The sequence below is a fragment of the Propioniciclava soli genome, assembly GCF_014858005.1.
In the GTDB taxonomy this organism is placed as follows: Bacteria; Actinomycetota; Actinomycetes; order Propionibacteriales; family Propionibacteriaceae; genus Propioniciclava; species Propioniciclava soli.
On record NZ_JACYOT010000005.1, the window covers coordinates 376,976 to 401,705 of the forward strand.

The following is a 24,730-nucleotide window of genomic DNA, read 5'->3' on the forward strand; positions in this document are numbered from 1 at the left end:
CACCACACGTGGGGCAGCTCGCGCCCAGGAACCAGGACGCCGCCGCGTCCACCCCCGCCCGCACCCACACGCCCAGACATTAGGCCGGGCCTGTCACCTCACCCGGGGTAGAACACCGACGACGCCGACGACTGCTGGGCCGACCACCGGAAGTCGGCGTTGTAACGCAGCAGCTCACCCTCGGTGGAGCGGGCCAGCGCCGGCACGCCCGGTGCCACGGCGAGCTCGACGAGCCCGTCCTCACCGGTCGGCCCGATGGGCGCGAGCACCGACCCGTCCTGCGCCACGGACATGACGGTCGTCGTTCTGCCGTCGGCGACGAGGACGCACAGGGTGTCGGCGCTGCGCCACCCCACGTCGCGCACGGTACGCTGGGTGAGTTCCGACTCCGTGACCGACAGCGCCCGGACTCCCTCGACGCGCACCTCGTCCTCCGCCCGGACGATGACGCCGAGTGCCACCGTCCCCCCGCCGGGGCCATCCATGACGAACGCGATGCGGACCCCGTCCGGCGCGACCCGCAGGGCCCCGACGCGGCCCTCAGCCGAGCCCGTCACCGTCACGGCGACCGTCCGGCCGTCCGGCAGCACGGCACCGACCGCACCTCGGTCGTCGACGAACCACAGCTCGCCCTGCCGCGCGTAGTGCGGGCGGCGCAGGCCGATGGCGGAGGCGACCGGCTCGGCTCCCGGCTGGGTCATGGGTGCCACCAGGAGCTGGGAGCGGTCGGCGTTCACCCCCGCCGCGGCGAGGGCGTCCGGGCGGACGGCGGCGTAGGCGACGGCGTCCAGCCCGGGGGCGGTTTCGATCGCCTCGAGGCCGCCCGGCACCTCCACCAGACGCACGACGCGGCCGGCCACGACCGCGAAGAGCTGCCGGCTGGTCTGCCGGTCCTGCGGGTCGGCGTCCGCGAAGGCGTCCACCGCCACGAGACGCCCCTGCCCCTCCACCTGCCACGGCGACTGGCCAGCCCAGCCGACCTCGACCGCCGCCACGTTCTCGAAGGGACGCAGCGTCCACACGAGGCGGACGGCCAGCGCCCTCCGCTCGGCGTCGCTCAGATCGGGCCCGGTGCGCCGCAGCACCACCTGGGCGACCCCGTCCGTGTCGACGCGGACCGAGTCCAGCCCCACCACGGGGGACGCGGGGTCCAGCCCCGGGGCCAACCAGGCCGTCGGTGTGCTCACCACCGAGCGGACTGCCCCCTCAAGCGCGTAGGAACCGCGCGGGAAATACCGCGGGTCGGGCACCAGCCACTGCTGCCCGGGCGCGAAGAAGTACACCACGACCCGGGTGAAGGCACTCGTGAACAGGTACTCGGACACGATCAGACCCTCGGGCGGGTGGTCGATGCGCCACTGGCCGTCCGCGTCGGTGACCAGCCCGAAGTCGTGGTCGATCTCGCCGCTGGACTGGCGGTACGATCCGAGGTGGTCGAGGGTGCCGACCACGGGGGCGCTCAGCACGGCGCTGTCGTCGGTGGCGACGACGGGGTTGCCCTCGGCGTAGATGCGGACGCCGGCGTCCGGGTTCCACTCCGCATCCGCGGCCGGGGTGAGGTAGGCGCGGGCCAGCCGATACCCGGGCTGCCAGGACGCCATGGCGTGCAGGAAGCCCTCCACGACCTCGCTCGGGGTGGCGTCGCGACCGGGTGGGGCGGGTGCGATCTCCACGCCCGGATTGATGCGGCCGGGGTCGGCCGACACCTGCGTCACCGGGCCCGAGGTCGGCACCGAGGCGCAGCCGGCCAGGGCGCCTGCGGCCGCCCCGAGCAGCAGCGTGCGGCGTTTCAACGGACGCCCCCCGCCCCCGGCACCACCGGGATCGGCGACTCGGCCACGATGCCGCCCGGGGTCCGGGGCAGCGTGAGGCGAAACTGGGCGCCATGGCCGGGGCGGCCCCAGGCGTTGAGCCAGCCGCCGTGCAGTTCGGCGTTCTCCAGCGCGATCGACAGGCCGAGGCCCGACCCGCCCACCGTGCGCTGCCGCGACGGGTCGGCCCGCCAGAAGCGGGAGAACACCTGGTGCGCCTGGGCGGCGCTGAACCCGACGCCGTGGTCACGGACGGCGACGGCCACGGCGTCCTCGTTCGCGCGCACCGTGACGTCCACGTCCCGACCCTCACCGTGCTCGATCGCATTGCTCAACAGGTTCGACAGGATGCGCCGGATGCGCCGCGGGTCGACCTGGCAGCGGGTGTCGCCTGTGGCGTCCACGTGGATGGTCGTCGCGTACGCCTCGGCCAGCGACTGCTGGGCGGCCACCTCCGCCGCCACCAGGGCGGCGAGGTCGACCTCGTCGGCCTGGAGTTCGGCGGCGCCGGCGTCGAACCGGGAGATCTCCAGCAGGTCGGTGAGCAGCACCTCGAAGCGGTCGATCTCCTGGCGGAGCAGCTCCGCCGAGCGCTGCGGCAGCGGCGGCAGGGCGTCGCGGCCCTCGTAGAGCACGTCCACCGCCATCCGGATCGTGGTGAGCGGCGTACGCAGCTCGTGGCTCACGTCGGAGACGAACTGCCGCTGCACGCGGGAGAGATCCTCGAGCTGCTCCAACCGGCGGCCCAACTCGTCGGCCATGTGGTTCATGGAGCGCCCCAGCCCGGCCAGGTCGTCCGAGCCGCGGACGGCCATCCGCTCGTCGAGCTTGCCGGCGGCGATGCGTTCGGACGTCTCCCGCGCGGCCCGGATCGGGCGCAGCGCCTGCAGCGAGATGAGGTACATGATCCCGGTCATCAGGGGGAGGAAGGCCGCGGCGGCGAGCAGCGCCGAGCGTTGCACCACCTGGAGGGTCTGCTGCTCCTGGTCCATGAGGAACAGGAAGTACACCGGGTAGCGCCCGCTCCCGGGGGCCAGGAGCGCGCCCCCGACCACCAGCCCCGCCCGGTCGGCCCGGCCGTCGGTGAACCGGACCACGGTGGGGGTGGTGAACATCTCCGAGCCACCGACCTCGACGGCGTAGCGGATCGGGTCGGGCACGCTGGCGACGTCGACGCCGGCCGACGCGATGTCGGAGACGGGCCCCGCGATCACCACCTCGTACTGGTGACCCACGTTGCCGCGGCTGGCCGCGTCCCGGGCCAGCAGGGTGAGCCGTTCGTTGACCGTGGACGTCCGCAGGTCGGCGTCCCGCAGCGAGGCCTGCATGCCGTCCATCACGGCCGCCGCCTCGGACACCGACTGGCTGGTCTTGGCCGCCAGGATGCCGCGGGAGGAACTGTCGACCAGCAGCCAGCCGGTCACGGCGAGGACGATCAGCGAGGCGGCGACACTCATCGTCACGACCCGGAACGACAACGAGCGCGACCACCACGCCCGCGGCGAGCGCGCCAGGGCCGGCGGTTCGGGGGCCGGACGCGGTGCGTCCACCTGCTGGGTGGTCACGGGCTGGGCACGCCGGCCCGGTACCCGATGCCCCGCACGGTCACGACGATCTCGGGCCGCTCGGGGTCGCGCTCGATCTTGCTGCGCAGGCGCTGCACGTGCACGTTGACGAGCCGCGTGTCCCCCGTGTGGCGGTAGCCCCACACCTCTTGCAGCAGCAGCTCGCGGGTGAACGCCTGGCGGGGCTTGCGGGCCAGAGCGAGCAGGAGATCGAACTCCAGCGGCGTCAGGGCGATGGGCTCCCCGCCGCGGTGGACGGTGTGCGCCTCCACGTCGATCGCCACCTCACCGATGCGCAGGGTGTCGGCGTCCTCCTCCGGCGGGGCCGAGCGGCGCAGCCGCGTCTTCACGCGCGCCAGCAACTCCTGGGTCTTGAACGGCTTCGGCACGTAGTCGTCCGCGCCCGCCTCCAGCCCCTCCACGACGTCACGGGTGTCGGACTTGGCCGTGAGCATGACGATCGGGACGTCGGATTCCGCCCGCAGATCCCGGCACACGTCGACGCCGTCGCGCCCGGGCAGCATCAGGTCGAGCAGCACCAGATCCGGGCGGGCGCGGCGGAACTCCTCCAGCACCCTGTCCCCCCGCGCCACCCAGCTGGTCTCGTACCCGGACGCCTGCAACACGATCTGCAACATCTCGGCCAGCGCCACGTCGTCGTCGACGACGAGGATCACGCCGCCGGTGGATCGGCTCTCCCCCATGCTGCCCTCCTCGGTCTTCCCCGGGTCAGTTGAGCTCGGGGGTGGACGTCCATGTCGACAGCCAGCCTAGTTCGCCCTCCTGGCGGGCCAGCACGCGACGCCACAGCGTTTCGGGGTCGGGGTCGAACACGTCGGAGTACGTGGCCGGCACCACGAGCCACAGGTCGTCGGCGATCTCGCCCGCAAGCTGCCCGGGCCCCCACCCGGTGTAGCCGGCGAAGATCCGGAGGTCGCGGAACGCACCGTCGGCGAGTTCCAGCGGCGTCTGCAGGTGCAACAACCCGACCGTCGCGAACAGCTCGCGCCAGCCAGGTGGCTCCTCCGCGGCATCGGCCGGGGACGCCAGCGCGATCGCGCCGTCCGGCGACACCGGTCCGCCGTCGTGGAGGCGGTGCGGAAAGCTGACCAGCCGCTCCCACCCCGGCAGTGCGCGCTCGAGGTCAAAGTCGGAGAGCCGGTTGAGGATGACGCCGAGCGCGCCGTCGCCGTCCACGTCGAGCAACAGGACCACCGCGCCGTCGAACAGCCCGTCGCCCACCATGACGCCAGCCACCAGCAGGGTGCCCGGCCTGATCGCCGGGCCCGGGTTGTCGGCGTCCACGAGGCTCATCCTGCCATGCAGGCCGGCGCGGGGGGCTGCCCACGAATCCTCGGGAGCGTGCGACCGGGGGCGGCCGCCGTCCCATCTCATCGCTTCGAAAGGACTCCGGGCCCACGCCAACGTGCGGAGATCGAGACGCGTCCGGATCCTGGCGGCAGCCAGGAAGCGGCTCGCTGCCGCCGGCCACGAGGGGACGACCAACACCATGGACACGCGCGCCACGATGACGGACCTGGTCATCACGAGGATCGCCGCACGAACCCGCCCCCGCGCCCAGCTTCGGCAGGGGCACGCCATTGCGGCACGGGATCTTTCGTGACCGCAACGCCCGCCCCCGACCAGCCGGAGTCGCAGGGCGGCAACCTGGTCACTGTGCTGATCGCGCTCGGCGCCAACGCTCTCATCGCTGTCGCCAAGACGGTCGCCGCCCTGCTCTCGGGGTCGGCATCCATGGTTGCCGAGGCGGCCCACTCCTGGGCCGACACCGGCAACGAGGGACTGCTCCTCGTGGCCGAACGGCGCTCGGCACGGCGTGCGGACGACACGCACCCGCTGGGCTACGGTCGCGAGGCCTACGTGTGGGCCATGGTCGCCGCGTTCGGACTCTTCACGGCGGGGTCGATCCTGTCGATCACGCACGGCATCTCCGAGCTCTCCGCCGAGGGCGAGGGTGGCGACTACCTGCTGAGCTACGCCGTCCTCGCCGTGGCGTTCGTCCTGGAGGGCACCTCCTTTGCCCAGGCGGTGCGTCAGACGCGCGCGAGCGCTGCCCGGCTCGACATGCGACCCATGCGGTTCATCCTCGACACCAGCCAGACCACCCTGCGGGCGGTGTTCTTCGAGGACCTCGCCGCGCTCCTGGGCATCCTGCTCGCCGCCGGCGGCCTCGCGCTGCACGAGATCACCGACAACGCCATCTACGACGCCATCGGCTCCATCCTCGTCGGAGTCCTGCTCGGCGTGGTCGCCATCCTGCTCATCGTCCGCAACGGCCAGTTCCTGGTGGGCCAGACGGTCAGCCCCGAGATTCGACGCCGGGCCCTGGACGTCCTGAAGGCCGACCCGGAGGTCGACCGGGTGACCTTCCTCCACATGGAGTACGTCGGACCCTCCCGGGTCTTCGTCATCGCCGCCGTCGACCTCGTGGACGATGCGACCGAGTCCGTCATGCAAGGTCGGCTTCAAGCGGTCGAGGACCGCCTCCAGGCCAACCCCTTCGTCGAGCGCGCGGTCCTCAGCCTCGCGGCCCCGGGTGAGGCGGCGCTCGACTGAGCGCGTCCCGAACCGACGACCCCGCGCATCGCAAACGGACCAGGCACCGGGTGCATCACGTGGCGCGGCAGGGAGGGGAGTCGGCGGGGGCGATCACCTCCGGCAGGAGCGCCGGCGACCACGATCGCTCCAGCTACGCTAAACCCCCGGACCCGCGCGGTTGAGCGTGGGTCCGGGGGTTGACGTGCACCCTCACGAGGCACACAGGGGTGGAGGTGGCGGGAATTGAACCCGCGTCCTCGAAAGGCGAACCAGACATTCTCCGGGCGCAGCCGATGGTGTCGTTCTGCTCGGCCCCCGCGCTCGTCATCGGCACGTCGCGGACAGGCCCAGCCCTGGTGAAGTCCCGACCAGCCGCCAAGGCGTCGGCTGGTCAGCAAGCCTCCTAGATGAGGCCAGACACCGGACGGAAGGCTACATCCGGGCTGACCCTTCGATCACTGATCAGGCAGCGAGAGCGAAGTCTGCGCGAGTGTTGTCGGCAGTTAATGGTTTCCAGCGTTCGTTAACGAGATGTCGCTGGCTCCTCGGCCCGCTTCTCCTGGAACTACCGTCCCGAGTCGAAACCAGTCACCCCCTGTTGAGTTGTGCCCGTCCACCCTACCCGATCCTCGCCGGCTCGGATGGACGCTACCTCCTCAACGCCCGCGGGTGTCCAATGCTTCCCACGGCACGATGCGGGTCACGGGGTTGCGGAACGGCTGGCCGCTGAAGGCCCGCGCACCGCCCACCACGGTCAGACAGGCCCAGCCGAGCCAAGTGCCGAGCACGGTCAACGCAGCGATCCAGTCCGGCAGCAGCTGCGGCGCCGCGATGGCGACGACGAGGAACAGCGGCCCGGCGATCAGCTGGAAGTTGAACGCCTTCGCCGCCTCGGCACGCGCGGACGAGCCCCGCGAGCCCATCAGGTGGAACAGCAGTGGCCCCAGGATCCACGTGAACAGGCCCGACAGGTGCGCCAAGCCACCGGCGATCTGACCGGTCCGGGTGGCGAGCACCTGACGGCTGATCGCGGGCAGGCCGGCCAGACTCCCGCTCAGTTCGCGACGCGTCCGTGCCGCCAGCGCGGCGGAGAGGCGTTCGTCGAGCTCGACCTCGTCCAGCCGTCCCTCGCCGTAGGCGTCGCAGAGCCGCTGGGTGGCGCGCTGCCGTTCGGTCTCGGTGATGGGGGGTGCGGGGCGGTGGGCATCCAGGGCGGTCATGCTCCCAGTGTGCCCCCTCGGCGCAGCCCGCCCATCGGGTCAACCCCCGCCCGACCCCTGGGCGCGGTGGGTGTGTGGTGTCAGGTGGGCGGCGCCCGGTGTGTAGCGTGGCGTGCATGGACAAGCCAGACGTGAACATCCCCGACACTCCCCCACCCACCGAGCTCCAGCTCGACGACCTCGAGACCGGCAGCGGCCCCGAAGCCACACCCGGCAAGCGCGTGGCGGTGCACTACGTCGGGGTCGCCTGGTCCGACGGAACCGAGTTCGACAGCAGCTACGGACGCGGCGAGCCCCTCGTGTTCCCGCTCGGCGCGGGTCAGGTCATCCAGGGGTGGGACACGGGCATCGCCGGCATGAAGGTCGGTGGACGCCGTCGCATCACCATCCCGCCGCACCTGGGCTACGGCGCGCGGGGCGCGGGCGGCGTCATCAAGCCGAACGAGACCCTGGTGTTCGTGTGCGACCTGGTGGGCGTGGCCTGATCTGACGCCATGAAGACGCGGCGGTGCCCCTCAGGGGCGCCGCCGCCGTCGCGTCACCAGCTGCCGCCGCCGCCTCCACCGCCGCCGCCCCCGGCGAAGCCACCGAAACCGCCCCCACCGAGGCCGCCGAAGCCACCCCCGCCCCCGAAGCCGGATCCGCCACCGAAGCCGGTGTCACTGGCGAAGCTCGGGCCGCTGTGCGCGATCGACGGCGCGGTGGCCGGCCCCAGGGAGGAGCCCACGGCGTCCAGGTTCCACAAGATGACCGGCCCGTCCCAGAAGGTGCCCCCGTACCAGCTCGTGTCGGGCTGGGTGAGGCGTCCGAGCGAGATCGCCTCCTGGCACACCGACACCCACCGCTCGGCCAGGCCGAACAGCACGGCCCACGGCAGGTACTTGCTGAAGATGTCCTCGCCCTCCTCGAAGCGGAGCTGGTCGGCCTCCGCGGTGGCGATGTAGGTGCGGAACCCCTCGATCTGGTCGGTCCACGCCCGGCCGAGCGCCGTCCGCTGCCCGCGCGCCATGCGCGCCCGCACGACGAGCAGGGTGATCACCAGCGACACCGTGGCCGGCCCGAGGAACCACCAGAGCCCCCCGAGCGCCGGGAGGTCGAGGAACATGACGACGAGGAAGCCCGCCCACAACAGCCCCATGGCCGAGCCGGAACGCCGGCCTCGCCGGAGCTGGGTGAACCAGTTCTGCGCCCCCACCTCGGAGCGCGCATCCGCGGCCAGGCGGTCGGACGCCTGCGCGAGCTGCCCGGCCCGGCTGACGTCCACCGCGTCCTCGCCCCGGGCGAACATCTCGTCGCGCAGCAGGCGGCTCGGATGATCCGGCGCTCGCCGCGGGTCGCGGAGGATTGCGGTCGTTCCGTCCTGGCTGCTGAGCTGGACGGTGCCGGACGTCGCCAGCCCCACCAGGGTGGCCGAGAGGTGCGTGGTGCGGTAATGGCCGTCGAGCAGGAAGCCCGCGTAGGTCAGCGGCAGCGCCGGCGGGCTGAACGACACCGGCACCTCCTGGCGCGGGTCGTGACGGGTGATCGTCGCGGGTTGGCCCGGCGCAGGGACGGTGCCCGGCGGGAGACCGGCGTACCGCTGGTCGTGGCCATTGCGGCGGTAGTACCACCAGCCGAGCACGGGAATGACCAAGGCGGCCACCGCCCCGGCCCCCTGCATGAGGCGGGTGACCCGCACGTCCTGGGCATCCCCGCGCTCCACCAGGATCGGGGTGGCTCCGGTGACAGCGGACGCCTGCATCTGAACGCCCACGGTCAACAGGTCGCCCGCGGGAATGCCGTCCTGGGTGAACACCGCCTCACCCGCCTCGATGGTGGCACTCGTGCATGGCGTGTTCGAGCCCGGCTGCCCGACCGCACACCCCTGACCCTGGGCTCCGCCGGGCACGCTCACGCGGACACCGGCAGTCTCGATGGCGCCCATGCTCGAGCCGGTCACGTCCCAGTAGAGCTCGGGGACGCCGCTCTGCGGCGTCCGCAGCGAACCCCGCACTTCGTAGTTGATGACGTAGGTGGCGGTCGGCGCCGTGATCCTGCGATCCGCGCTACCGATGCGGATGCGCAGGACGCCTTCGCGGGGCGACGGGTTGTAGCGGGTGGTCTGCACCTCCGTGGAAACCCCCGGATCCGGCGAGGACACCTCGACGTTGGAGATGTCGTACACCATGTCCTGCTCGTCGTCGTAACGCTCACGCGTCACGAGGTAGCGCTCGTACCCGCGGCGCCCCGAGTCAGCCCCGAACCGCAGGACCACGGTCTCGGTGACGCTCAGCGCTCCGTCGGGAGACACCGTGTAGACGGCGTCGAAGGAGTCGAAGGAGTCATCGGCGGACGCCGGGAGCGCCACCCCGAGCCACAGGGTCAGCATCACCCCGAGGCCCACCAGGGCCGCCAGGAGGCGTCGAGGCACGGCCCTCACGTCACCGCCTGCCCTTGTTCCGGGTCGCCAGCGCCCGTTGCGCCTCCCGGTCAGCGTCACGCTTCGCGATCGTCTGGCGCTTGTCCCAATCGCGCTTGCCGGTCGCCACGGCGATCTCGACCTTCGCGTAGCCGTCGCTGAAGTAGATGGCCAGCGGCACGAGGGTGCGGCCCGAGTCCGCCACCTCACGCTCGAGCTTGACGATCTGGCGGCGGTGGAGCAGCAGCTTGCGGTTGCGGCGCGGAAGGTGGTTGTTGTGGGTGCCGAACGTGTACTCGGGGATGTGGACGTTGCGCAGCCACACCTCGCCGTCGTCGACGGTCGCGAAGCCCTCCGTGAGGGACGCCCGACCGGCACGCAACGCCTTCACCTCGGTGCCGGTGAGCACCATCCCCGCCTCCACCGTGTCGCCGATGGCATAGTTGCGCCGCGCCAGCTTGTTCTGGGCCACGAGGACCCTGCCCGTGGGTCGTGGCATGGAGATCCCCCTTCGTGTTCCGCCCGGAACGCCCAGCATAACCCGATCCGCCCGCCCGGGGCCGTCCGGTGCTCCCGGGCGGCTCGGGCAGGGGCCGGCGGTGCTCAGGGCAGGTACTGCATCGGGTTGACCGGGACCCCGTCGAGGCGCACCTCGAAGTGCAGGTGCGGCGTCGTGGAGAGGCCGGTGCTGCCGACGTAGCCGATCAGTTGGCCACGCTCGACGCGCTGCCCCACCGACACGGCGATGCGGGACTGGTGGGCGTACCCCGTCGTGACGTACTTGCCGTCGATGAGGTTGCCGTGGCCGATGAGCACGAAGTTGCCGAAGCCACCGTTGAGGCCGGCCTTCAACACGGTGCCGGACTGCGCGGCATAGATCGGCGTGCCGGTCGCAGCGCCCCAGTCGTTGCCGTTGTGCGGGCGCCAGACCTTGAGGATGGGGTGGAAGCGCATCCCGAAGGCCGAGCCCGGCGAGGCGTTGACCGGCCGGACGAAGCCGGCCGACGACACGCGCCCGCCCGAGCGCGACGCCGTCGACGACGTCTTCTCCGGGGCCGGGGCCGCCACCCGCTGCTGGGACGCCTGCCGTTGCGCCGCCTGGGCGGCGGCCGTGTCGCGCGCCGCACGCTCGCGCGCCTCGCGGGCCGCCTGCTCGCGGGCCGCCTGTTCCCGCGCCCGCTCCCGGGCCGCCTGCTCCCGGGCCTCGCGCTCGGCGCGCTCACGGGCCTCGGCCTCGGCCTTGAGCCGGCTGAGCTCGCCCTGGATCTCGGACTGCAGCTGGGCCTCCTCCGCAGCGAAGGACGCGTAGGACGCCTCGTCGGCGGCGAGCTGCGCCTGCGCACTCTGCCGCGCCGCCTCGTTGGCGGACACGAGAGCGGCGACGGATCGCTGCTGGGCGGCGGCCTGCGCCTCGAGCTGGGAGATCCTGAGCACGTTTGCCTCGGACTCGGCCTTGGCGTCGGCCACCCGCTGCTCCAGGGCGGCCGCCTCATCACGCGCCGCCTGCAGCTGGAGCAGGATCGCATCGAGGCGCGCCTTCTGCGCGGCCTGGGTGTCGAAGATCGTGGTGTTCCACTGGATGCGCTGCCCGAGCTCGGCGGTGGACCGCGCGTCGAACACGACCGACAGCCCCTCCAACCCCGAGCGCTGCTGGTAGGACTCGGTGACGGCGCCGATGATCACCTTCTGCTGCGCGGCCACGTCGGCCTCGCCCTGGGCCACGCGGGCCCGGGCCTCCTCGAGGGCCGCCTGGGCGGCGGCCAGCTCGGCGGCCAGTTGGGCATCGCGCTCCCGGGCAGCGGACAATTGCACCTGCATATCGGCCAAAACGGCGCGCGCGGCGTCCAATTGCGCTTGCGACTGCGCCAATTTCTGCGTGGCCGAATCGAGCGTCGCCGTCGATTCGCCGATGTCATTTCTGGCCTGATTCTGATTGGCCTGTGCCGCTGCGGCCGCGGCCCGCAAATCGGCCAGGGTGTCGGCATGGGCCACCGGGGTGCCGAGCGCCGTCGCGAGCACGACGACGGCCGCGGTGGCGGCCCGACGCCGGCCCCGCGAGCGGGACGTACGGTCAGGGGCGTGGGACGAGACGTCCACGGGGGGATCCCTTCGCTGGTTCGGTCGACGCACCGAACCCTGCGGGGATCAGACTCGCAGGAAGCGGCGCGTCGCTATCAACGTGGGAATGATAGAAAGCACGAGGGCGACCGTGACAAGCCCGATGACGGCGAGAGCCACGTGATCCCAGCCGATCCACTGCACAGTCTGGATGGCAGGTTTAGCCTTGTCGACGATCACGAACTTCTGCAGGGCCGCCAGCGTGCCCCCCGCCAGGGCCGCCCCGAGCAGCCCGGCGAGCACCGACTCGAGGAGGAACGGCGCCATGATGTAGGCGTTGCTGGCGCCCACGAGCCGCATGATCCCGATCTCGCGGCGGCGGCTGATCGCCGCCATGCGGATGGTGTTGGCGATCTGCAGGCCGGCGGCCAGCAGCAGCAGCGCGGACGCCCCCACCGCGAGCCAGCGGGCCAGGTTCAACCACTCGAAAAGGGGGTCCAGGTATTGCCGCAGGTCCTGGATCGCCTGGACGCCCGGCATCTGCCCGACCGACCCCTGCACGAGGGCATATTCCTCGGGGTTCACCAAGGCCACCCTGAAAAGATCCTGCATGTTCTCAGCAGACATGGAGTCGAGGATCGGCGAGTCCGCATAAGCGAGGCGGAACTCCTCAAACACCTCGGCCTTGCTCTGGTAGAACACCGCCTCGACCTCGGGGTTGGCCTCCAGGGCGGCGCGGACGCTCTCGCGCTGGGCCTCGGTCGCGTCCTGCCCCGGGGTGCAGTTGGGCCCCGAGGAGTCGGCGGTGCACAGGAAGACGGTGATCTCGATCTGGTCGTACCAGCGGCCCTTGATGAGCTCGACCTGCTGGGCCGCCAGCAGACCGACGCCGAACAGAGTGAGCGAGACCCACATGGTGACGATGACCGCCAGGGTCATGGACAGATTGCGGCGAAGGCCGGAGACCGCCTCCCTCAGCGTGTGACGCATGCCAGGTCCTCCCTCACCGATACCCGTAGACGCCCTGGGCCTGGTCGCGCACCAGTTCGCCGGCGTTGAGCTCGATGACGCGCCGGCGCATCTGGTCGACGATCGTCGAGTCGTGCGTGGCGACGACGACGGTCGTTCCGCCCTTGTTGATGCGGTCGAGCAGCTTCATGATGCCGACGCTGGTCGCCGGGTCGAGGTTGCCGGTCGGCTCGTCGGCGATCAGGATCGGCGGAGCGTTCACGACGGCGCGCGCCAGGGCCACCCGCTGCTGCTCGCCTCCGGAGAGCTCGTCGGGCAGTCGATCGGCCTTGTCCCCCAGCCCGACGAGCTCGAGGGTCTGCGGCACGGTGCGGCGGATGTGGGACCCCGACTTGCCGATCACCTGCAGCGCGAAGGCGACGTTCTCGTGGACCGTCTTGCCCGGCAGCAACCGGAAGTCCTGGAAGACGGTGCCGATCTGGCGGCGCAGCCGCGGCACGCGCCAGCCGGGGAGGCGTCCGACGTCGTGCCCGTTCACCGTCACGCTGCCCCGAGTGGCGCGGTGCTCGCGCAGGATCAGGCGCAGGAACGTCGACTTGCCCGATCCCGACGGGCCGACGAGGAAGACGAATTCACCAGGATCGATGGTGACATCGATGTGCGACAGGGCGGGACGCCGCTGCCCGGGGTAGGTCTTGGCGACCTGGTCGAACGTGATCACAGCTGTGCCCTCGGCCGGAGTCGGGAATGGGGGAAGGGTCCTGAGTTTTCTCAGGCGGCCGCTTCAACTGTAGGTGAGGACTCCCGCCGCCCCCGTGCGGCACGCCGACGCACGCCGCCTGGGCGCACCGCTCAGGAGTCGGCCTCGCCCTGCATGCGCCAGCGGATGCCGGCGTCGATGAACCCGTCGATGTCCCCGTCGAACACCGAGTCGGGGTTGCCCACCTCGTGGCCGGTGCGCAGGTCCTTCACCATCTGGTAGGGGTTGAGCACGTAGGAGCGCATCTGGTCGCCCCACGACGCCTTGACGTCGCCGGCGAGTTCCTTCTTCTTCGCATCCTCTTCGGACTTCTTGAGCAGCAGCAGGCGCGACTGCAGGACGCGCATCGCGGCGGCACGGTTCTGGATCTGGCTCTTCTCGTCCTGCATCGAGACGACCAGGCCGGTGGGCAGGTGGGTGATGCGGACGGCGGAGTCGGTGGTGTTGACCGACTGGCCGCCGGGGCCGGAGCTGCGGAACACGTCGACGCGGATGTCGGTCTCCGGCACCTCGATGTGGTCGGTCGACTCGATGAGCGGAATGACCTCGACGGCGGCGAAGCTGGTCTGGCGGCGTCCCTGGTTGTCGAACGGGGAGATGCGGACGAGCCGGTGGGTGCCGCCCTCGACCGACAGGGTCCCGAAGGCGAACGGCGCGCTCACCTCGAACGTGACCGACTTCAGCCCCGCCTCCTCGGCGTAGCTCGTGTCGAGCACCTTGACCGCGTAGGAGTGGCGCTCAGCCCAGCGGACGTACATGCGCAGGAGCATCTCGGCGAAGTCCGCCGCGTCGACGCCACCGGCGCCCGAGCGGATGGTGACGACGGCGTCGCGCTCGTCGTACTCACCCGACAGCAGGGTGCGGACCTCGAGGGCCTCGATCTCACTGCGAAGCCGGGTGAGTTCGGCCTGCGCCTCGGTCAGCGAGGCTGGATCGCCTTCCTCCTGGGCCAGCTCGGCCAGGACGCCGGCGTCCTCGAGCCGTCCGCGGAGGCGGACGACGCGCTCCACCTCGGACTCCAGCCGCGAGAGCTGCGACGTGACGCGCTGCGCATTCTCCTGGTCGTCCCACAGGTCCGGTGCGGCCACCTGCTCCTGCAGGGCCGCGATCTCGGCCCGCTTGGCCTCGGGATCGACGACGGCCTCGATCGAGGAGAGCGACCGGTCGAGGTCGGCGATGTCCTGGGAGATGTCTACTGCCACATCGGCCCACTCTACCGGCCCCCGTCCCCCACTCGACATGGGGGGCCCTGCTATCATGAACTAGCACGCGCTAGTTGAGTGCGCACGTGTCGCACGGATCGAAGGAGAACCTGCCATGGCAGAGCACCGCCGCCGCATCCTGTTGACGGGGGCGACCGGGAACTGGGGCCGCGCCACGCTGCGCGAGCTGCGCCGCCGCGATGCCGTCGACGTCGTCGCATTCGCGCTCCCGACGCCAGCCGAGCGACGCGTCCTGGCCGAGTTCGACGACATGACCAACCTCACCGTCGTGTGGGGCGACCTCACGAACGCCGCCGATGTGGCGCGCGCCGTCGCGGGGGTGGATGTGGTGCTGCACGTCGGTGCGGTGGTGTCGCCCCTGGCGGACGCCCACCCTGCGCTCGCGCGGCGGGTCAACATCGGCTCGATGCAGCACATCATCGCGGCGGTGAAGGCGTTGCCGGATCCGGGGGCCGTCGAGGTCGTGGGCGTCGGCTCGGTCGCCGAGACCGGGGATCGCCCGGCTCCCCACCACTGGGGACGCGTCGGCGACCCGATCCGGGTCTCGCAGTTCGATGAGTACGGCCAGACGAAGGTGGTCGCGGAGCGGCTGCTGGTGGATTCCGGCCTGCCTCGGTGGGCCTGGTTGCGCCAGACCGGGATCCTGCACCCGGGGTTGCTGGGCATCCGCGACCCCATCGCGATGCACACCCCGTTCGCCGGGGTGATGGAGTGGGCCTCGGACGAGGACTCCGCCCGGCTGCTGGCCGGCATCGCCGAGGGCGCCCCCGAGGAGTTCTGGAACGCCACGTACAACGTCGGGGGTGGCGAGGACTGGCGGCTCACCAACTGGGAACTGCAGACCACGCTGGGCGCGGCGATGGGCGTCCGGGACATCCGCGCCTGGTACGACCGCAACTGGTTCGCCCTGAAGAACTTCCATGGGCATTGGTACACCGATTCCGACCTCCTGCAGGATCTGGTTCCCTTCCGCGAGGACACGCTGGCCGACGCGGTCGCCCGCGCGATGGCGGCCTCCCCCGCCTCGGTGCGCAGCGCGGGCAAGGTGCCTGCCTGGATCGTGAAGCACCTGGTGATGCGGCCGCTGACGCGCAAGGCCCGGGGCACGCTGCACGCGCTGCGGCGCGGGCGCGCCGATGAGATCGCGGCGCACTTCGGGTCCAAGGACGCCTGGAGCGCGATCGGCGACTGGTCGACCTTCGAGCCGCCGGAGCCCTCGCGGACGCCCACGCAGCTCGACCACGGCTACGACGAGTCGAAGCCCACCGATGATTGGGACGCCTCCGACTACCACGACGCCGCCCGCTTCCGCGGCGGCGAGCTGCTCAGCCCCGACGCGCCCCGCGGCGACGCCGGCGCGCTGCTGGTGTGGCGCTGCGCGTTCGGTCACGCGTTCGCCGCCAGCCCCCGGCTGGTCCTGACGAACGGGCACTGGTGCCCCGAGTGCGTGCGGGACTCCGGCCAGTACGGCGTCCAGGCCGAGCAGAACCCGTTCCTCGCGCAACTGGAAGGCTGAGCCGAGCCCCGAGAAGGGACGGGGGAGCACGGTGGTGGGCGCAACCGGACTCGAACCGATGACACCCTGCTTGTAAGGCAGGTGCTCTACCAACTGAGCTATGCGCCCCGACGCACCATTGTGGCGCAGACGCCGCGGCGGCCGAAATCAGTGTTCGGCGTCAGCGCCGGCCCGCTTTGGGGCGGACCACCTTCTGCGCCTGCCAGTGCGACGACACGTTCGCCACGTTAGCCAGCGTCAGCCCGGCGGTGACGGCCCCCTCGGCGATGTCGGTCGGGCCCACGTGGCCGTCTCGACCGACCTTGGGCGTCAGCAGCCAAATGTGCCCCGATCGGGAGAGGTCACGGAGGGCGTCGACGAGCCCGTCGGCGACATCGCCGTCCTCGTCGCGCCACCACAGCACGACGGCGTCCACGGCCTCGACGGGATCCTCGACGAGGTCGGCGTCGATGGCGTCCATGATGCCCTCGCGGAGGGCCTCGTCCACGTCGTCGTCCCAGCCGAGTTCCTGGACGACCTGCCCGGCCTCCAGCCCCATTGCGGCCACCCGGGAAGCGCCCCCCGGGCTTGACTGCCCTACCAAGAATCTTCCCCCTGTCCGTGCGGTTGCTGGTCCAAGCCTGCCAGAGGAGCGGCCCGCCCGCGAGCCGTGGACGGGCAGAACACGCCGGAGGCCGCCCGCGCGGTGCGGACGGCCCCCGGAGTGGCGTGGGTCAGGACTCCCCGCCGGCGTTCCCGGACGAGCCGGCCGTGACGTCGAGCAGGCGGTACTTGTCGATCGCCTGACCGACGGTGCCGGCGTCCACCTCACCCTTCTCGGCGAGCTTCTGCAGCGCCTTGACCACCATCGACGGCCCGTCGATGTGGAAGAAGCGCCGCGCCGCGGCCCGCGTGTCGGAGAAGCCGAAGCCGTCCGCACCGAGGGCGGCGTACCGCTCCCCCAGCCACTGGGCGATCTGGTCCTGCGTCTGCTTCATGTAGTCGCTGGTCGCGACGATGGGGCCCTCGGTGTCGCCCAGCTGCTGCACGAGCCAGCTGTCCTCGACCTCCTCACCCGGGTGCAGGAAGCGGCGCTGGTCGACGTCCATGGCCTCGCGGCGCAGCTCGGTCCACGACGTGACGCTCCACACGTCGGCCACGACGCCCCAGTCCTGCGCCAGCAGGTCCGCGGCCTCGAGGGCCCAGTGCACCCCGGTGCCCGAGGCGAGCAGCTGGACGCGGGGCCCGTCACCCTCCCCGGTGCGGATCTTGTGGAGGCCACGCAGGATGCCCTCGACGTCCACCCCCTCGGGCTCGGCCGGCTGCACGGTCGGCTCGTTGTAGACCGTCAGGTAGAACGTGATGTCTTCCGGGTTCTCCCCGTACATCCGTTCCAGCCCGCTCTTGACGATGTGGGCGATCTCGTAGCTGAAGGCCGGGTCGTACCAGATGACTGCCGGGTTGGTCGCCGCGAGAACGGGCGAGTGCCCGTCCATGTGCTGCGTGCCCTCGCCGGTCAGCGTCGTGCGGCCGGCGGTGGCCCCGATGTAGAAGCCGCGGCAGAGCTGGTCGGCCGCCGCCCACATCGCGTCCCCGGTGCGCTGGAACCCGAACATCGAGTAGAAGATGTAGACGGGCACCATGGGGATGCCGTGGGTGGCGTAGCTGCTGCCCACCGCCGTGAAGGACGCCACCGAGCCGGCCTCGTTGATGCCGGTGTGGATGATCTGGCCGTTCTTCGCCTCGCGGTAGCTCAGCATCAGGTCGTGGTCGACCGGCGTGTAGTTCTGGCCGTGCGGGGAGTAGATCTTGATCGTCGGGAACAGCGAGTCCATGCCGAACGTGCGCGCCTCGTCCGGGATGATCGGCACCACGTGGGCGCCGAACTCCTTGTCGCGCAGCAGATCCTTGAACAGCCGGACGAGCGCCATGGTCGTGGCGATCTCCTGCTTGCCGGAGCCCTTCTTGACCGCCGCGTACGCCTTGTCCTCCGGCAGCTTCAGCGACTCGCCGGCGATGCGGCGCTCCGGCACCGGCCCGCCGAGGGCGCGGCGGCGCTCCTTGGCGTAGCGGATGCGGTCGTCGTTCTCGTCCGGCTTGATGTAGGGCGGACGGTACGGGTCGTCCTCGAGCTGGGCGTCCGTCACCGGCATGTCGAGCCGGTCGCGGAACTGCTTGAGGTCGTCCAGCGCCAGCTTCTTCATCTGGTGCGTCGCGTTGCGACCGGCGAAGTGCTGGCCGAGGAAGTAACCCTTGATGGTGTGGGCCAGGATGACCGTCGGCGCCCCGGTGAACTTCATGGCGGCGTCGTAGGCGGCGTACACCTTGCGGAAATCGTGGCCGCCGCGGGTGAGCTGCCAGACCTGGTCCTCGCTCCAGTTCTCGATCATCTTGGCGGTGCGGGGGTCGCGTCCGAAGAAGTTGTCGCGAACATAGGCGCCGTCGTTGGCCTTGAACGTCTGGTAGTCGCCGTCCGAGGTGGTGTTCATCAGGTTGACGAGCGCGCCGTCCTTGTCGGCGGCGAGCAGCGGATCCCAGCCGCGGCCCCACACGACCTTGATGACGTTCCAGCCCGCGCCGCGGAAGAACGACTCCAGCTCGCTCATGATCTTGCCGTTGCCGCGCACCGGGCCGTCGAGCCGCTGCAGGTTGCAGTTCACGACGAAGGTGAGGTTGTCGAGCTCCTCGTAGGACGCGAGCTGCAGGGCGCCTCGGCTCTCGACCTCGTCCATCTCACCGTCGCCGAGGAAGGCCCACACGTGCTGCTGGCTCGTGTCCTTCATGCCGCGGTTGTGGAGGTACTTGTTGAAGTGCGCCTGCCAGATCGCGTTGATCGGCCCCAGGCCCATCGACACCGTGGGGAACTCCCAGAAGTCGGGCATCTGGCGGGGGTGGGGGTAGCTGGGCAGGCCCTGGATGCGGCCGTCGACCAGGTGGCTCTTCTCCTGGCGGAAGCCGTCCATGCGCTCCTCGCTCAGGCGCCCCTCGAGGAAGGCGCGGGCGTACATGCCGGGGCTGGCGTGGCCCTGGAAGAACACCTGGTCGCCGCCACCCGGGTGGTCCTTGCCGCGGAAGAAGTGGTTGAAGCCCACCTCGTACAGCGTCGCCGAGGACGCGAACGTGGAGATGTGGCCGCCCACCCCGACGCCGGGGCGCTGGGCGCGGTGCACCATGACCGCGGCGTTCCAGCGCAGCAGGCGGCGGAACTTGCGCTCCAGATCCTGGTCGCCCGGGTACCACGGCTCGGCCTCGGCGGGGATGGTGTTGACGTGGTCGGTCGCCGTCAGCGACGGGACGCCGAGGTGCCGCTCCCGGGCACGCTCGAGCAGCTTCAACATGATGTAGCGGGCGCGGTTGCGCCCCTGTTCATCGGTGAGCAGGTCGAGCGACTCCAGCCACTCGGAGGTCTCCTCCGCGTCGATGTCGGGCAGGTTGGTCGGCAGGCCGTTGAGGATGGGGCCCGCGCTGTCGCGAGATGCCACGAGAGTCCTTTCTCCGAGATCCGATGCTGGCGAAACTGAGGTCCGGACGAGCACCGGGGCTTCGTCGATCCTAGCCGCCCGCGCCACCCGGCGCAGGTTCAGCTCCGGCGCGCGGACGCCCACGCCACGACCTCATCGGCCGGCCACGTGGTGACGATCCGCTCGGGCGCGATCCCCGCGGCGTGGGCGCGGGCCGCGCCGTACTCCAGGAAGCCGAGCTGGCCGGGGGCGTGGGCGTCGGTGTCGATGCTGAACAGGCAGCCGGCGTCCGCCGCGAGGGCCAGAAGCTCGTCGGGCGGGTCCTGCCGCTCGGGCCTGCTGTTGATCTCCACCGCCACGCCGAACTGGCGGCACGCCTCGAACACCACCTCGGCATCGAAGCGGCTCGGGGCGCGGACGCCGCGGTCGCCGGCCACGAGGCGTCCGGTGCAATGGCCCAGCACATTCGTGCGCGGCGTGGCGATGGCGGCGACCATCCGCACGGTCATGGCGTCGGCGTCCATCGCGAGCTTGCTGTGCACGCTGGCGACCACGACGTCCAGGCTGTCCAGCACCTCTCCCGCGCCGTCGAGGGAACCGTCGTCGAGGATGTCGACCTCCGCCCCGCTCAGCACCCGCACCGTGTCGAGGGCCTCGTTGAGCGCGGCGATGTGCTCCAGTTGCGCCAGACGCCGCTCGGCGTCCAGGCCGTTGGCCACCCGCAGGCGCGGGCTGTGGTCGGTGATCGCGAGGTACTCCCGGCCGAGACGGGCCGCCTCCAGCGCCATCTCCTCCAGGGGGCTCGACCCGTCAGACCACTCGGTGTGCGTGTGCAGGTCGCCCCGCAGGTGCTCCCACAACGGGTTGGGCCCGGCCACCAGCGGCCCGTCGGACGCCTCGAGCTCGGCCAGGTAGGCCGGGACACGGCCGGCGGCGGACTCCCCGATCACGCGGGCCGTGGTCGCCCCGATGCCCGGCAGGTTCGCCCAGGTGCGGGAGGCGTCCACCCGCGCGCGCTCCTCGGCGGGCAACCCGGCGAGGGTGTCGGACGCCCGGCGGAACGCCTGGGCGCGCCGCGTCTGGCCGCCCCGGCGGTCCAGCAGCCGGGCGATCTCGCGGAGGTCGGCCACCGGGTCACGTCGCACGTCCCCACCGTAGGCCGTCCGTCCCCGCCGCGGCGTGATGCGAGCACTACAGTTGCTCGCCAGAAGTCCGCACCGCGCGGTCAAAGGGGTGGTCATGCAGGACGCGACGCCGGAGTGGCTGCCGGACGACGCCACCCGCGCCGATCTCGCCGACCGGCTCACCGCCGCGGCGTCGGCCATGACCACCGCCGCGCTGGCCGAGATCACCCGGCGCTACCCCTGGTTCTCCGAGCTGGACGCCGCCAATCGCGCGTCGGTCACGCTGGTCGTGCGCGCGGGCGTGGACGGGTTCATCACCTGGTTCCGCGAGGGCGCGACGGGGGTGGCGCAGCAGAACATCTTCGCCGGCGCCCCCCGGGAGCTGACCCGGAGCCTGGCCCTGCAGCAGACCGTCGACCTCATCCGCGCCACCGTCGAGACGGTCGAGCACCAGATCGTCACCGAACTGGACGCGCCCGACCGTCCGGTGCTCACCACCGCGGTGCTGCACTACAGCCGCGAGACCGCGTTCGATGCCGCCGAGGTCTACGCCCGCGCGGCCGAGGCCCGCGGCGCCTGGGATGCCCGCCTCGAAGCACTCGTGATGGACGCCGTGGTGCGCGGCGACGCCGACGACGCGGTGAGCTCCCGAGCGTCCACCCTGGGCTGGGGGGATGCCGCCGCCCTGTGCGTCGTGATCGGCGACCCGCCGCCGCACGACGCCACGGTGGCCCGGTTGCGGACGGCCGCGACCCGCCTGGGCCTGGAGGTGCTGGCGGCCATCCAGGGGCCGCGCCTGGTGGTGCTGCTGGGCGGTACCTTCGACGACGACCTGGACGCCTCCGCCCACGTCGCCCGCCTGGTGGACTTCTTCGGCGCGGGCCCGGTCGTGGTGGGGCCGTTGGTCGACGACCTGAGCGAGGCTGTCGTGAGCGCCCGGGCAGCGTTGTCGGGGCGACGGGCTGCCCCCGCGTGGCCCGAGGCGCCGCGGCCCGTGCTGGCCCGCTCGCTGTTGCCGGAGCGTGCGCTCGCGGGGGACGGACACGCCCGGCGCGAGCTCGCGCAGGGCATCTTCGCCCCGCTGGCGGCCTACGGGGGCGACCTGGTCACCACCCTGGAGGCCTTCTGGTCCTGCGGCACGTCCATCGAAGCGACCGCACGGCGCCTGTTCATCCACGCCAACACCGTCCGCTACCGCCTGGGCCGTATCGAGGAGCTGACGGGCTACTCCCCCTCCGACCCGCGGGACGCCTACGTGCTGCGGTTGGCGGGCACCCTCTATCGACTCCTGGGGTGACCGCCGCGGGCCCGCTCGGTTCCCACTAGGGTGGACGCACCACGAACCTCGCAGGGAAGGCTCAGCATGGGCGTGCAGGCAACGAGCCGGGCCGGCGCCGGCCCGCTCGCCGGCAGGGCGGCCTGGGTCACCGGGTCAAGCCGCGGGATCGGATGGGCGGTCGCCGAGGACCTGGCCCGGGCCGGCGCGGCCGTCGTGATCCACGGGTCCGACCCCGACTCGTCCGCCGCCCTCGGTGACGGAGCGTCCCTGCCCGAGGTGGCCGAGCGCCTGGCCGAGGAGACCGGTGCGCGGGTGGGATGGGTTGCGGGCGACCTGTCGGACGCCGCGACCACCGAGGCGCTCGCCCGCGACGCCGCGGCCCAGGTGGGCGACCTCGACATCCTCGTCCACGCCGCCGGCGGGGACATCGGCACCAGCGGCGTCCGCGGCCCCCACGCCGGCAAGATCACCGAGGGCAACGACGCGCTGGGGCTGGCCGACGACGAGGTGCGGGCCATCTGGGAGCGCAACTTCTCCACGTGCGTGAACGTCTGCCGCGAGGTCGTCCCCGGCATGCTGGAGCGCCGACGCGGTGCGGTGGTGACGATCGGCTCGATCGCGGGCCTGACCGGACTCACGTCGAGCGCGATCTACGCCTCGGCCAAGGCCGCGGTGCACGAGTACACCCGCTGCCTCGCCGCCCAGGCGCGCCCCCACGGCGTCACCGTGAACGCGGTCGCCCCCGGCGACATCCTCACCACCCGGTTCCGGGCGAGCCGGCCCCTGGACCCCGCCCGCACCGACGACCCGGGGCTCGGCCGCTACGGACGCCCCGAGGAGATCGCCGCGGCGGTGCGCTTCCTGGTCTCACCCGAGGCCTCCTACGTCACCGGGCAGGTGCTGCGGGTCGACGGCGGCCTGCAGCTGTGGCCCAGTTGACCCCTGTGGCCCAGTTGACCCTCTGAGCAAGGAGCAGCCATGCAGATAAACCTGTCTGGGCGCGTCGCCCTGGTGACCGGAGCGGGGCGCGGGATCGGCCGCGCGATCGCCCTCGCCTTCGCCGCGGAGGGGTGCACGGTCGCGGCCGTCGACGTGGACGCCGCGGGCCTCGACGAGCTGGCCGATGAGCTCGCCGCGTTCGGCACCGGTCACGTGACCGTCGCCTGCGACATCCGTGACCCACGGGCGGTGGACGCCGCCGTCGCCGACGTCGTGGCGCGCTGCGGCACCGTCGACATCGCCGTCAACAACGCCGGGGTCAATCGGCTCGGGCCGGTGGAGAGCTTCAGCGACGCCGACTGGAACCTGCTGGTCGATGTGAACCTGACCGGCACCTTCCACGTGTGCCGGGCCGTGGTGCCGGTGATGAAGGTGCAACGGCGAGGTCGCATCCTCAACGCCGCCTCCTTCGCCGCCGTCATCCCGTCCGCCGGCAGCGCCGCCTACGCCGCCACGAAGGCCGCCGTCGTGCAGTTCACGCGCACGCTCGCCGGCGAGCTGGGGCCGTGGAACATCACGGCCAACGCCTACGCCCCGGGCATGGTGCCCACCGCGATGAACGGCTTCCACCACCTCCCCGCCGCCGCGCAGGATCGGCTGCTCGACACCCTGACCGTGCGCCGGTGGGGCACCCCCGAGGACATCACCGGTCTGCTGTGCTTCCTGGCCAGCGACGAGGCCTCCTACCTCACCGGGACGCTGGTCGACGTCAGCGGGGGCAAGTTCGCCACCCAGTTCCCCCAGGATGCACACGGAGACGCCGCGGCGCCCCCGGCTCCGCCCCCCGGATCCGGCGTGTTGTAGGAACCACACAAAGAGCTGCGGGCAACATTGGCCTGCCAACCGCGACGGTTTGTGCGGACCGGCCGAAATGATGGAGGGGTGCTCGCGATCGTAGCGCCCGGCCAGGGCGCCCAGACCCCCGGTTTCCTCGCCCCGTGGCTCGAGACGCCCACCCTCGCCGAGCGGCTGGGCGAGTTGGCCGAGGCGGCGCAGGTCGACCTCGCCACCCACGGCACCGCCAGTGACGCCGAGACCATCCGCGACACCGCGGTGGCCCAGCCGCTGCTCGTCGCGTCGGCCCTCATCACGGCCGAGGCGCTGCTCGACGAGGTCGGGGCCGACGATGTCATTGCCGGCCACAGCGTCGGTGAGATCGGCGCAGCGGCGATCGCCGGCGTCCTCTCCCCCGCCGATGCCATGGTGCTGGTGCGCGAGCGCGCGCTCGGCATGGCCGAGGCGTCCGCCGCCCGCCCGACCACCATGGCCGCCGTCGTGCGCGGGGACGCCGACGCCGTCCTCGCCGCCATCGAGGCCGTCGGCGCGACCGCCGCGAACAACAACGGCTCCGGCCAGATCGTCGCTGCCGGCACGGTCGAGGAGATCGACGCGCTCCGGGCCAACCCGCCCGCCGGCGCCCGCGTCATCCCGCTGTCTGTCGCCGGGGCCTTCCACACCGTGCACATGACCCCGGGCCGGGACCGGCTGGCGGGCGTGGCGTCCGGGTTCGCCACCGCCGACCCCACCGCCACGCTGCTGAGCAACGCCGACGGCGCGGTCGTCCGCTCCGGCGCCGACTACCTCGAACGCCTGGTGAACCAGGTGACCAACCCCGTCCGGTGGGACCTGTGCATGGCCACGATGGCCCAGCTCGGCGTGACCGGCCTGCTGGAGCTGGCACCGGCCGGCACGCTCACCGGCATCGCCAAGCGCAACCTGAAGGACGTCGCGCTGTTCAACCTCAACACTCCCGACCAGTTGGACGACGCCCGCGCGTTCGTCGCCACCCACCGCGGCCAGGAGGCCTGA

The 24,730-nt window shown here is 71.8% G+C and carries 21 protein-coding genes, 1 tRNA gene and 1 other RNA gene; 7 read left to right on the forward strand and 16 right to left on the reverse strand.

The window, feature by feature from the left end; translation table 11 throughout:
- Positions 1–98: 98 nt before the first annotated feature.
- The 4 genes from IFY26_RS06850 to IFY26_RS06865 all read right to left on the reverse strand — a co-directional run bounded on the left by IFY26_RS06850 (position 99) and on the right by IFY26_RS06865 (position 4,690).
- Positions 99–1,793, reverse strand: a complete 1,695-nt coding sequence (locus IFY26_RS06850) for an LpqB family beta-propeller domain-containing protein (protein ID WP_232548249.1) — start codon at positions 1,791–1,793, stop codon at positions 99–101.
- On the reverse strand, positions 1,790–3,289 hold the full coding sequence (mtrB, locus tag IFY26_RS06855) for an MtrAB system histidine kinase MtrB (RefSeq protein WP_269779230.1): 1,500 nt from the start codon (positions 3,287–3,289) through the stop codon (positions 1,790–1,792). Before mtrB ends, IFY26_RS06850 begins: the two co-directional genes overlap by 4 nt.
- A gap of 83 nt (positions 3,290–3,372) precedes the next feature.
- Positions 3,373–4,080, reverse strand: a complete 708-nt coding sequence (mtrA, locus tag IFY26_RS06860; RefSeq protein WP_232548250.1) for an MtrAB system response regulator MtrA — start codon at positions 4,078–4,080, stop codon at positions 3,373–3,375.
- A gap of 25 nt (positions 4,081–4,105) precedes the next feature.
- Positions 4,106–4,690, reverse strand: coding sequence for a YqgE/AlgH family protein (locus IFY26_RS06865; protein ID WP_232548251.1), 585 nt, complete (start codon positions 4,688–4,690; stop codon positions 4,106–4,108).
- A gap of 306 nt (positions 4,691–4,996) precedes the next feature.
- On the opposite strand from IFY26_RS06865, the gene IFY26_RS06870 reads away from it, so the two are divergent.
- Positions 4,997–5,953, forward strand: coding sequence for a cation diffusion facilitator family transporter (locus IFY26_RS06870; protein WP_232548252.1), 957 nt, complete (start codon positions 4,997–4,999; stop codon positions 5,951–5,953).
- A gap of 207 nt (positions 5,954–6,160) precedes the next feature.
- Here the strand turns inward: IFY26_RS06870 and ssrA are convergent.
- Positions 6,161–6,531, reverse strand: a transfer-messenger RNA (tmRNA) gene (gene ssrA, locus IFY26_RS06875).
- Positions 6,532–6,591: 60 nt separating this feature from the next.
- Positions 6,592–7,155, reverse strand: a complete 564-nt coding sequence (locus tag IFY26_RS06880) for a DUF1707 and DUF4870 domain-containing protein (RefSeq protein WP_232548253.1) — start codon at positions 7,153–7,155, stop codon at positions 6,592–6,594.
- Between the two features lie 116 nt (positions 7,156–7,271).
- Here IFY26_RS06880 and IFY26_RS06885 point away from each other — a divergent pair, with 116 nt between their 5' ends.
- Entirely contained in the window at positions 7,272–7,640 is a 369-nt protein-coding gene (locus IFY26_RS06885) for an FKBP-type peptidyl-prolyl cis-trans isomerase (RefSeq protein WP_232548254.1), read from the forward strand.
- A 53-nt stretch (positions 7,641–7,693) separates the two neighbouring features.
- Here the strand turns inward: IFY26_RS06885 and IFY26_RS06890 are convergent, their stop codons facing one another.
- The 6 genes from IFY26_RS06890 to prfB form a co-directional block, all read right to left on the reverse strand.
- Complete coding sequence (locus IFY26_RS06890; protein WP_232548255.1) at positions 7,694–9,565, reverse strand: DUF2207 domain-containing protein; 1,872 nt, start codon at positions 9,563–9,565, stop codon at positions 7,694–7,696.
- Between the two features lie 10 nt (positions 9,566–9,575).
- Positions 9,576–10,052, reverse strand: a complete 477-nt coding sequence (gene smpB, locus IFY26_RS06895; RefSeq protein ID WP_232548256.1) for an SsrA-binding protein SmpB — start codon at positions 10,050–10,052, stop codon at positions 9,576–9,578.
- A 104-nt stretch (positions 10,053–10,156) separates the two neighbouring features.
- A complete protein-coding gene (locus tag IFY26_RS18130; RefSeq protein WP_232548257.1) occupies positions 10,157–11,650 on the reverse strand; it encodes a M23 family metallopeptidase in 1,494 nt (497 codons plus the stop codon).
- 48 nt (positions 11,651–11,698) lie between these two features.
- Positions 11,699–12,601, reverse strand: coding sequence for a permease-like cell division protein FtsX (ftsX, locus tag IFY26_RS06905; RefSeq protein ID WP_232548258.1), 903 nt, complete (start codon positions 12,599–12,601; stop codon positions 11,699–11,701).
- 13 nt (positions 12,602–12,614) lie between these two features.
- A complete protein-coding gene (ftsE, locus tag IFY26_RS06910; RefSeq protein WP_232548259.1) occupies positions 12,615–13,301 on the reverse strand; it encodes a cell division ATP-binding protein FtsE in 687 nt (228 codons plus the stop codon).
- Positions 13,302–13,432: 131 nt separating this feature from the next.
- Positions 13,433–14,542 carry a peptide chain release factor 2 gene (prfB, locus tag IFY26_RS06915; RefSeq protein ID WP_342373332.1) on the reverse strand — a complete coding sequence of 370 codons (1,110 nt, stop codon included), beginning with the start codon at positions 14,540–14,542 and terminating at the stop codon, positions 13,433–13,435.
- 115 nt (positions 14,543–14,657) lie between these two features.
- On the opposite strand from prfB, the gene IFY26_RS06920 reads away from it, so the two are divergent.
- On the forward strand, positions 14,658–16,079 hold the full coding sequence (locus IFY26_RS06920) for an NAD-dependent epimerase/dehydratase family protein (protein WP_232548261.1): 1,422 nt from the start codon (positions 14,658–14,660) through the stop codon (positions 16,077–16,079).
- Between the two features lie 32 nt (positions 16,080–16,111).
- On the opposite strand, the gene IFY26_RS06925 is transcribed toward IFY26_RS06920, so the two are convergent.
- From IFY26_RS06925 to IFY26_RS06940, 4 genes are all read right to left on the reverse strand, one after another.
- A tRNA-Val gene (locus tag IFY26_RS06925) sits at positions 16,112–16,187 on the reverse strand.
- 52 nt (positions 16,188–16,239) lie between these two features.
- Positions 16,240–16,617 carry a DUF3052 domain-containing protein gene (locus IFY26_RS06930; protein WP_232548297.1) on the reverse strand — a complete coding sequence of 126 codons (378 nt, stop codon included), beginning with the start codon at positions 16,615–16,617 and terminating at the stop codon, positions 16,240–16,242.
- A 175-nt stretch (positions 16,618–16,792) separates the two neighbouring features.
- The gene (gene aceE / locus IFY26_RS06935; protein WP_232548262.1) at positions 16,793–19,540 is read right to left on the reverse strand and encodes a pyruvate dehydrogenase (acetyl-transferring), homodimeric type; all 2,748 of its coding nucleotides are present in this window, start codon (positions 19,538–19,540) and stop codon (positions 16,793–16,795) included.
- Between the two features lie 98 nt (positions 19,541–19,638).
- Positions 19,639–20,664: a PHP domain-containing protein gene (locus tag IFY26_RS06940; protein WP_232548263.1), complete on the reverse strand. Its 1,026-nt coding sequence runs from the start codon at positions 20,662–20,664 to the stop codon at positions 19,639–19,641.
- A 178-nt stretch (positions 20,665–20,842) separates the two neighbouring features.
- Here IFY26_RS06940 and IFY26_RS06945 point away from each other — a divergent pair, with 178 nt between their 5' ends.
- From IFY26_RS06945 to IFY26_RS06960, 4 genes are all read left to right on the forward strand, one after another.
- Entirely contained in the window at positions 20,843–21,940 is a 1,098-nt protein-coding gene (locus tag IFY26_RS06945) for a PucR family transcriptional regulator (RefSeq protein ID WP_463366319.1), read from the forward strand.
- Positions 21,941–22,006: 66 nt separating this feature from the next.
- Positions 22,007–22,861 (forward strand): SDR family NAD(P)-dependent oxidoreductase, encoded by an 855-nt coding sequence (locus tag IFY26_RS06950; RefSeq protein WP_232548265.1) that lies wholly within the window; start codon positions 22,007–22,009, stop codon positions 22,859–22,861.
- 39 nt (positions 22,862–22,900) lie between these two features.
- Positions 22,901–23,725 (forward strand): SDR family NAD(P)-dependent oxidoreductase, encoded by an 825-nt coding sequence (locus tag IFY26_RS06955; protein WP_232548266.1) that lies wholly within the window; start codon positions 22,901–22,903, stop codon positions 23,723–23,725.
- Between the two features lie 78 nt (positions 23,726–23,803).
- Positions 23,804–24,730 (forward strand): ACP S-malonyltransferase, encoded by a 927-nt coding sequence (locus IFY26_RS06960; protein ID WP_232548267.1) that lies wholly within the window; start codon positions 23,804–23,806, stop codon positions 24,728–24,730.